The sequence below is a fragment of the Pedobacter sp. 01N416 genome (genome assembly GCF_056399685.1).
The window spans coordinates 1-8729 of sequence record NZ_JBFTRT010000420.1 but is presented as its reverse complement, the minus strand read 5'-3'; the positions used below and the strand labels follow the sequence as shown (position 1 = coordinate 8729).

Annotated in this window: 6 protein-coding genes; 3 read left to right on the top strand and 3 right to left on the bottom strand. The window is 38.7% G+C overall.

The genetic code is table 11. The annotated features are described in order from the left end of the window. On the bottom strand, window positions 1-636 hold a 636-nt coding region (locus AC1DND_RS20380), incomplete at its 3' end, for an ATP-binding protein (protein ID WP_477584416.1). Window positions 637-1071: 435 nt separating this feature from the next. Between AC1DND_RS20380 and AC1DND_RS20375 the strand changes: the two genes are divergently transcribed. The 3 genes from AC1DND_RS20375 (at window position 1072) to AC1DND_RS20365 (ending at window position 4390) form a co-directional block, all read left to right on the top strand. Next, on the top strand, window positions 1072-2409 hold the full coding sequence (locus AC1DND_RS20375; RefSeq protein WP_477584414.1) for an APC family permease: 1338 nt from the start codon (window positions 1072-1074) through the stop codon (window positions 2407-2409). 287 nt (window positions 2410-2696) lie between these two features. Then, entirely contained in the window at window positions 2697-4031 is a 1335-nt protein-coding gene (locus AC1DND_RS20370) for an MFS transporter (protein ID WP_477584412.1), read from the top strand. A 47-nt stretch (window positions 4032-4078) separates the two neighbouring features. Next, window positions 4079-4390, top strand: a complete 312-nt coding sequence (locus tag AC1DND_RS20365) for a hypothetical protein (RefSeq protein WP_477584410.1) — start codon at window positions 4079-4081, stop codon at window positions 4388-4390. A 108-nt stretch (window positions 4391-4498) separates the two neighbouring features. On the opposite strand, the gene AC1DND_RS20360 is transcribed toward AC1DND_RS20365, so the two are convergent. After that, a complete protein-coding gene (locus AC1DND_RS20360; protein ID WP_477584408.1) occupies window positions 4499-6211 on the bottom strand; it encodes a RagB/SusD family nutrient uptake outer membrane protein in 1713 nt (570 codons plus the stop codon). Between the two features lie 14 nt (window positions 6212-6225). Beyond that, window positions 6226-8729, bottom strand: a 2504-nt coding sequence (locus AC1DND_RS20355; protein ID WP_477584406.1) for a SusC/RagA family TonB-linked outer membrane protein, incomplete at its 5' end; no start/stop codon positions are given.

The following is an 8729-nucleotide window of genomic DNA, read 5'->3' as shown; positions in this document are numbered from 1 at the left end:
GTATAGACCTCTTTCTGAAAAATATTTCTGGTTATTAAAATTTACGGTTAAGCCTGTATTTAAAAACACATAGTTCCAAACCATACTCTCTACAAAATCAGGGATATAATGGTAATTCCTGAAAATGGTTTCATCTGGGTAAAAAGTAATCGCCGTGCCATTGCGTTGAGTGGTATCGATAATTGGCTGCTCATTTACAATTTCTCCCTTAGAAAATTCTACTTTTTTCGTTTTTCCATCACGGTACGACTGCACCATAAAACTAGTAGAAAGTGCATTTACAGCCTTAGTACCTACCCCATTTAAACCAACAGATTTCTGGAAAGCATTGCTATCGTATTTACCACCGGTATTGATCTTGCTTACACAATCGATTACCTTGCCGAGTGGAATGCCACGACCGTAATCACGTATATTTACCTTTTGTTCGGAAACAGTAATTTCGATGGTTTTTCCGGTACCCATTACAAACTCATCGATAGAGTTATCTACAATTTCTTTTAGCAAAACGTAAATACCGTCGTCTTGTGCAGAACCATCGCCAAGTTTACCAATGTACATCCCCGGACGAAGCCTGATGTGCTCTTTCCAATCTAATGAACGGATACTATCGTCGTTATAAATTACTTCTGCCATACTGTATTTATCTGTTCTTCAATGAAAAACCTTGCATTTTTTGGTTTGCAAAGCAATGAAGAATTTGTAGAAATAACCCTGATGATTGAAATAAAAATATTTTCAAATACCTTCTTCAGAATTATTATACAATAATAGATTTATTCTGTGAGGCTCGCAAAAGAAAATTTCCACATGTCAACAGTCCGAAGTATAGGGTTGATGGCACATGGTCCATTGGTCAATAGCCTATGGTTAATTAAACCAGGCTATCAACTATGAGCTATTAAACCATCAGCCATTTTTCCACATCCTCAGAAACCGATTACACCTAATTCAATAGTCCCCATTCAATCATTCTCTCACTCAATCATTCTCTCACTCAATCATTCAACCCTTCTCTCACCCAATCATCAAATTTCCCTATCTTCAACCCAATATTCATAATTCTATTTAATGCAACAAAAGAAGCAACTTTCGCTATTCGATTTATCCATGATTGTGGTGAGTTTGGTTATTGGCATGGGTGTATTCCGTACACCTGTAAACGTAGCAGCTAAGGCACAAATTCCCGAACTGTTTTATTTGGCTTGGTTTATCGGTGGTTTTGTAGCCTTTTGTGGCGCGTTAACTTATGCGGAAATTGGTTCCCGCTTTCCGGTAACTGGAGGATACTATAAAATATTTTCAGCAGCTTATCATCCATCCATTGCTTTTGCCATTAATTGTATTGTGATCATTTCGAGCGCAGCATCGGTAGCGGCTATTTCGATTATTGGGGCAGAATACCTGAGTAAAATTATTTTACCTGTTGATAAACAGAATGAAACTTATCGGGTTGCCATAGCCATTACCACCATTTTGGTATTTTATTTCATTAATCTGTTAGGCTTAAAAGCGAGTTCTAAAACACAAAATGTGTTAACGGTAATTAAAATCGGAATGATTTTAACACTCATCTGCGCTATATTTTTCGGCGGACAAACACAAACCGTTACCCCAATTTTTAAAACAGCAACGGGTGCTTTAGCAACCTGGTCTGATTATGGAAAAGCCCTGGGCCTGTGTTTAATTGCGGTTTCTTTTTCTTATGCGGGTTATGCGCAAACCATCAACTTTGGGGGCGAAGTTAAAGAAGCCAAAAAAGTGATTCCACGTTCCATTATTATCGGCTTAACCATTATTGTAATTCTTTACCTGGCCATCAACTATGTATATGTAAAGGTGATCGGTTTTGAAGAATTAAAATCAGCAGAAAGCATCGCCGCAATACTGGCTTCGAAGATATTTGGTCCGGCGGGATTTAACGCACTTTCTGTAATTATCTTTTTCTCCGTAATGGGTTATGTAAATGTAAATCTGCTGAGTAACCCAAGGGCCATGTTTGCCATGGGCGAAGAAGGGGCACTACCAAAAATATTCAGCTGGATGAACAAAAAAACAGAGGTAATTACCATTAGCTTAACTGTTTTTACATTAATTGCTGTGGTAATTATTTTCTATGCCAAAACCTTCGACAAGATTTTAAACTATACTATTTTCTTAGAAAGCATTAGCATGGCCAGTTCGGCAGCTACGATTTTCATCCTCCGGAAAAGAACGGCAAATCTTGATAAAAAAACCATCTATACTGTTCCTTTATATCCTATATTGCCTATTATTTTTATTGCTGCTTATACTTTCGTGGCTTTTAGCATTTATGCCGATGATCCGAATGCGGCACTTAATGGTTTATATATTTTTGTTGGCTTTCTGGCGATTTATTTTGTGAGCAGGAGGTTTAAGAAAAAATAATTGTTCGCGGATCGTCATTCCCAACTTGATTGGGAACCACGTAGTGCTCATGAATGCCTTTGAAGAGGAGAAAGCGTATGAATAATCCTAATGCAATAAGCTTTAAGATTCCCGCCTGCGCGGGAATGACGCCAGATCTTTGCAATTTGCTAAAGGCAGACCGATTAAAATAAACCTGATTGGAATGAACATGAAGCGCAGCGAAATAAAATGGAAAGCAGGACTGATCTAACCGATTAACACAGAAACCTGCTTTACAAAAAATATAAAACAACTTAAAATAATTAATGAACAAAACACTCTCCTTAAAACAAGAAATTGCTTACGCTGCTGGTATGATTGGATGGAGCACGATGACAAACATTATCATCGTAATGCTTCCCTATTTCTATCTTCCCCCAAGCAATGCTGGCCTGCCACCTTTGGTACCACAACTCGTTTTATTGGGTGCGTTTAATATCCTTTCTATTATTGCTGCTTCAGGAAGGTTGGTAGATGCCATTTACGATCCGTTTATTGCGTCTAAAAGCGATGCATGTACCAATAAAAACGGTCGCAGGATGCCCTTTATGAAATGGGCAATTGTTCCTGCTATGCTTTTTTGCGGACTGGTTTTCTACCCGATCCAAAAAACGGAGAGCCTGCATAATGCCTGGTGGTTAACCATCACACTTTGTTTATTTTTTGTATCGGTTACCACTTATATTATTCCTTATAATGCGCTACTGGCCGAAGTAACCAATACGCCAAAACAAAAAGTTAAATTATCGAGTTATCAACAGGTTGGTTTTGTAATCGGAATCATTTTATCGGCCTGTACCAACAACTTTGCCGATCTGGTTGAGGCTCATTTTCATGTAGCCAACCGCAGCGAAGCCATCCAGATTGCGATATGGGGTTTGTGTATCCTATCCGGACTGGTGATGTTATTGCCAATTTTTTTCATCAATGAAAAGGAATTTTCGGTTGCAAAGCCTACCCATGTGCCTTTATGGCCAGCAATTAAAAGTACATTTAAGAACAGTAATTTTAAATATTACCTAATATCAGATTTCGCTTTTTATACGGCCCTGAGTATTATTTCAAGCGGTTTATTGTTTTTCTGTACGGTTTTATTGGGCCTACCAGAATCGGAAGGTGGAAAATTTATGGCTGCCATGGTTTTTGCGTCCTTGCTATTTTACCCGTTGGTTAATTTTGGTTCGGCTAAAATCGGCAAAAAACCTTTTGTATTACTTGCCTTTGGCGTGTTGTGCTTAATCTTCGTCACCATTTTCTTTTTAGGCAAATTACCATTTGGTCCACATACACAGATTTACATCCTGGTACTATCCGCTTCGTTTCCATTAGCGGCACTTGGCATTTTACCAACCGCTATTTTGGCCGACATTGCCCAAAGAGATACCTTAAAAACCGGAGAAAACCACGAAGGCATGTTCTTCGCAGTAAAATACCTTTTTGTAAAACTTGGACAAACATTGGGTATCGCTATTTTCGCCATGCTTACCATTTACGGTAAGGACCCCGGCAACGATTTCGGATTACGATTGAACGGAATTGTAGGTTTCGCACTTTGTTTGATTGCGCTGTTGTTTTTTAGCAGGTTTAAGGAGGAGAAGTAGTTTGGCGTTGAGCGTTTTGAGTTAGGAGTCGACACAATCTAATAAATATGAACGAATCACTTGTACAAAAAGACTTAAGATTTAGATACAAATCATTTTTAATCACTGAAAACGGACTTGAGGTTAAACAGAAGAGTTTACTTAGTTCAAGTGAATATGTGATCGCTTACGAAAACGTAGGCACTAGAACTTATAAAAGCAATAAGGGTATTTATGGCCTCCTATTTTCATACTTAGTGTGGTTAGCCAATAATGAGGTAATCAACAATGTAGAATTTAATAATATGGTGAATAAGCTAAATTTAGAAATGCAACAGCAGAATCTAGACAAAATGAACTTTGATTTTAGCTTAAATTAAAACCAATTGTCATTAAAGCTTACAATAACTAGTTATCTAATTAAACAAAAAATACATGAACGGAGGTAATAAACGACCACCATCCCGCTCATGTATCTCATTTATAACCTAATAACCCGGGCTTTGTTTTAGGGTACCGTTACTTCTATCAATCTGATCTTGCGGTAAAGGGAAATAATCATCTCTGGTTTCGATGGTAATGCCTTTTAAGTAATTGAAGTACCCACCTTCAAAAGAAAAATAACTTTCCAGTGTTTGTTTTGCTACACCCCAGCGTACCAAATCGAAGAAGCGATGACCTTCCAATGCCAACTCTAACCTGCGTTCGAAACGCACCGCATTTCTTGCATAAGTATCATTTGGAAACGAGATGTACTGGCTAACTTTGTAAGCCGCCGCAGGAGTTCCATTTATATCCCGAGGGGTAATTTTAGCAGCACGGGCTCTAACTGCATTAACCAATATTAAAGCTCTGCCCAAATCGCCTTTTTCCACGGCGCATTCTGCCGCCATCAGGTAAACATCAGCTAAGCGGATCAGGTTTACGTTTAATCCGGTTACGTTGGAACTTCCTGGAGCTGTTCCGCTCGAAATCTGCGAAGCATCAATGGTATTCTTAACAGCCAGGAAAGGGCCGCCATTGCTGGCGTCGCGAATCCAGGTATCACCAGGCATTAAACCCCAATCGCGATATGGAACGCCACGTCTTCCAATTGTCGATTCAATTCGTGGATCTAAAGGTAAAGTCTTATCTACTGCATAATTTGTTTTATCCGTTCCGGTTAATCCATAATCAGATTTATATGGATTAGTACGATAGCTGCCGTCCAATAGCGGTAAGCCAAGGGCATTTACCTTAAAGGAGTTGGCCAGGTCTATCGTTGGCTGAAAGAAACCGCAACAGTTAATCGGCGCATTACCGTACGGGAAGTTAAGCATATCGCCTACATTACCATTATCGCCGCCTGTGCCATCTGTTCCAACTGAATGCTGAACAGACATAATCGTTTCTGGTCCGTCTTCTTTGGTAATGTCAAAATTATCGCCGTAAGGCATATCAACCAAACTTGGTTTGGCCAAAATTACGGCATTCAACAAATCGTAAGCTTCAGGATATTTCTTTTGATATAAAAGCACCTTTCCAAGATAAGCCTGAGCTGCATATTTATCTACTCTACCTTTTTGATTTTTTGGTTTGGTTGTACTTAAATTGGCTACGGCAAACTGAAGATCATCTACAATATTAGGATAAATGTCTTTATCATTAGGAACAAAAGCACCACTATTCGCCTCAGTAACATAAGGAACCATTTTAAATATGCGAACCAAAAAGAAATAATAATGTCCACGCAACAATCTGGCTTCGCCCTGAATTTCTTTTGCACGGGCATCATCAAATTTGGCCGATCCCGAGCCTGCCTGTAAGTTAGCAAGGACTTTTAAAGTACGGTTACAGCGTTGAATTCCTTCAAAACATCTGTTCCAAATATTCGATAAATTATCATTTGTACTGGTTGGCGAATGCTGTTCAATGGCATTCATAGGCGGCTGATCTCCTGTGCTACTCCCTTTATGGGCATTATCAGATGCAACCTCGCCAAATAACCATTGGCTTGGTGCTGCACCATAATTACCCCATGTTCCGTCTAAATTGCCATTAAGTAAACTATAGGAACCTATTAAAAGTCCTTCAACCCCCTCTTGGCTCATTAACTGTTCCTCGGTGAGTTCGCCCTGCGGTTGCAATGCTAAAAATTCCTTTTTGCAGGAAAAAGTACTGCAAATTAATAAGGAAAGAAGAATATATTTTATATGTTTCATTTTGATATTTTTAATTAAAAACCAACATTAATACCGATTAAAAACTGACGTGGTGATGGGTAAACCCCCTGATCTACTCCTGGAGCAGAGAAGCCATCTACAATTTGACTTATTTCCGGATCCAATCCTGTGTATTTAGTGATGGTAAATACATTGGTTGCACTAACATACACCCTAATCTTATTGATGCCAGAATTTGGTCCAAAAGCTTTGGCTGTTGGGATGGAGTAGCCGATTTGCAAATTTTTCAGCCTTAAAAAGCTTCCGTTTTGAATATAATAACTCGAAGAAGCAAACTCCAGATCAGAGGCCCCGGCATAAGCAGAAGGAATCAGGCTTGATGTATTGGTTGGGCTCCAGGCATCAAGCAACCTAACACTTTTGGCTCCATCAAAGGAAGGGAAATCTGTAAAATAGCGTGTAGCTTCAAATATATCATTTCCTTTTACACCATATAAGAAAGCTGAGATATCAAAATTCTTGTAAGATGCGTTCAAATTTATACCATAAGTGAAATCAGGATGTGGACTTCCAATAATTGTCCGATCTTTTGGATCAATAATACCATCACCATTAATATCCTGATAACGTAATCCACCAACCCTGGCACCCGAATAAGAAGGATTATTCTGAATATCAGCAGTACTCTGATAAATTCCTGCGGTTTTATATCCAAAAAATGAACCCAGTGGAGCACCTTCCTGTAAAACGCTGGTTTGTAAGCTCCTATAATTGCCATAAACCTGATTGAGAATACCTGGTGCCAACCTTACGATTTTATTGTTATTTTTGGAGAAATTTGCACCAATATCAAATTTAAAAGGGCTATCAGCGCTTCTTCCATAATGATAAGCGATATTAAATTCGACCCCTTTATTACTCATATCGCCGATATTTACAAAAGGTGAACTTCCCATTCCTACAATGCTTGCTGGTAGTGGTACCGGGTAAAGCATATCAGTCGTTTTCTTGTTATACCAATCTACTGATCCATCAACAGCCCCACCTAACAAAGTAAAATCAAGACCAATATTTAAAGAATTTACAGCTTCCCATTTTATATCAGGGTTTTGATAGGCATTTTGTCGCACACCAGTTGTAAGACCATTACCGCCACCAAGCGCATAAGCTGAATTAACAATAGAACTTTGAAATCTATTGATATATTGATATCCCGGTATCCGTTGGTTTCCGGTTTGTCCGTATCCAACACGAAGTTTCAAATCGCTAACCCAATTGAGACTTTTCATAAACTCCTCTTCAGATAATCTCCATGCAGCACTTGCTGCCGGAAAATTACCATACTTATTAGCAGAACCGAAGTTAGATGAACCATCCCTACGGATAGTAAAACTGGCGAGATAACGATCATTAAAGGAATAATCAAGCTTTGCAAACACGGAGAATAGTGACCCTATTGCTCCGGTACTGGCATTGCTGATATTTGAAGAACCTGTATTTAAATAATAATAATCCGGATTACCCAAAAGAAAGAAATCATTTCTTCCTGCAGTTAATTGTCTGGTTCTGGATCTGATTGCCTCTGTACCAATTAATGCATTTAAACTGTGTTTTTCAGCAAATTTTTTGTTATAATTTAAAGTATTGGTCCAGGTCCATTCTGTATTATACCCTTGGATTTCGCTTAAATTATTTGAATTATTGCCTTCAGAGAATTCCAAATTTGGATAACGCATAGATAAGCTATTGTAATTCTCGTAACGTATCCCAAAATTGGTTTTTAATACTAAACCCGGAATAATATCACCCTCACCGAAGATATTTCCAAAAAAGAAGTTGTTTTTATTAACATTATCTTTTGCCCTGAATAGAAATGCGAGTGGATTCTCTGCATTTCCCAACTGACTACCGCGGCTACCGGCAAAGTTTCCGGCAATGTCATAAACAGGGATAATTGTTGGGATCCGGTATGCCCATCCTAAAGCACTTCCCTGATCCTGATAACCACCGGGAGTATTCGGGTTAACGCCAAACCCAACACCTTCAGCGTAACTATATTGTGCATTTTCTCCGAAACGCACCCGTTTATTAAAAGCAGATACCGCAGTATTGGATCTAAAACTATAACGTTTAAAACCTGTGTATTTTATCGTTCCTTTTTGGTTCAAGTATCCGGCACTAATAGAATAGGTTGCATTGTCTGAACCACCCAGTGCACTAATATTATAATTCTGAACTGGTGCAGATTCGGTTATCTCATCAAACCAATTGGTACCTTGCTTATTTGCTTTTGTAATCTGATAAAACAGATTTGGATCACGGCTATAGTTGTACTTAGAAGGATCTGCATCTGCAGCAGTAACATTCTGACCAAGTTTTAAACCTGCCACCAAATATTCAGGTAATACCGGTACTGTGCCCGAACCATAGTTATCTCCAGCAGCAATAGGCTTTCCGGCATTAGTATACCCATTAAATACATATTGTGCATATTGTTGAGGATTCATCATTTGTGGGAAGCTATTTTTTCTTGGCGACTGTGTGCCATAGTAAGAAT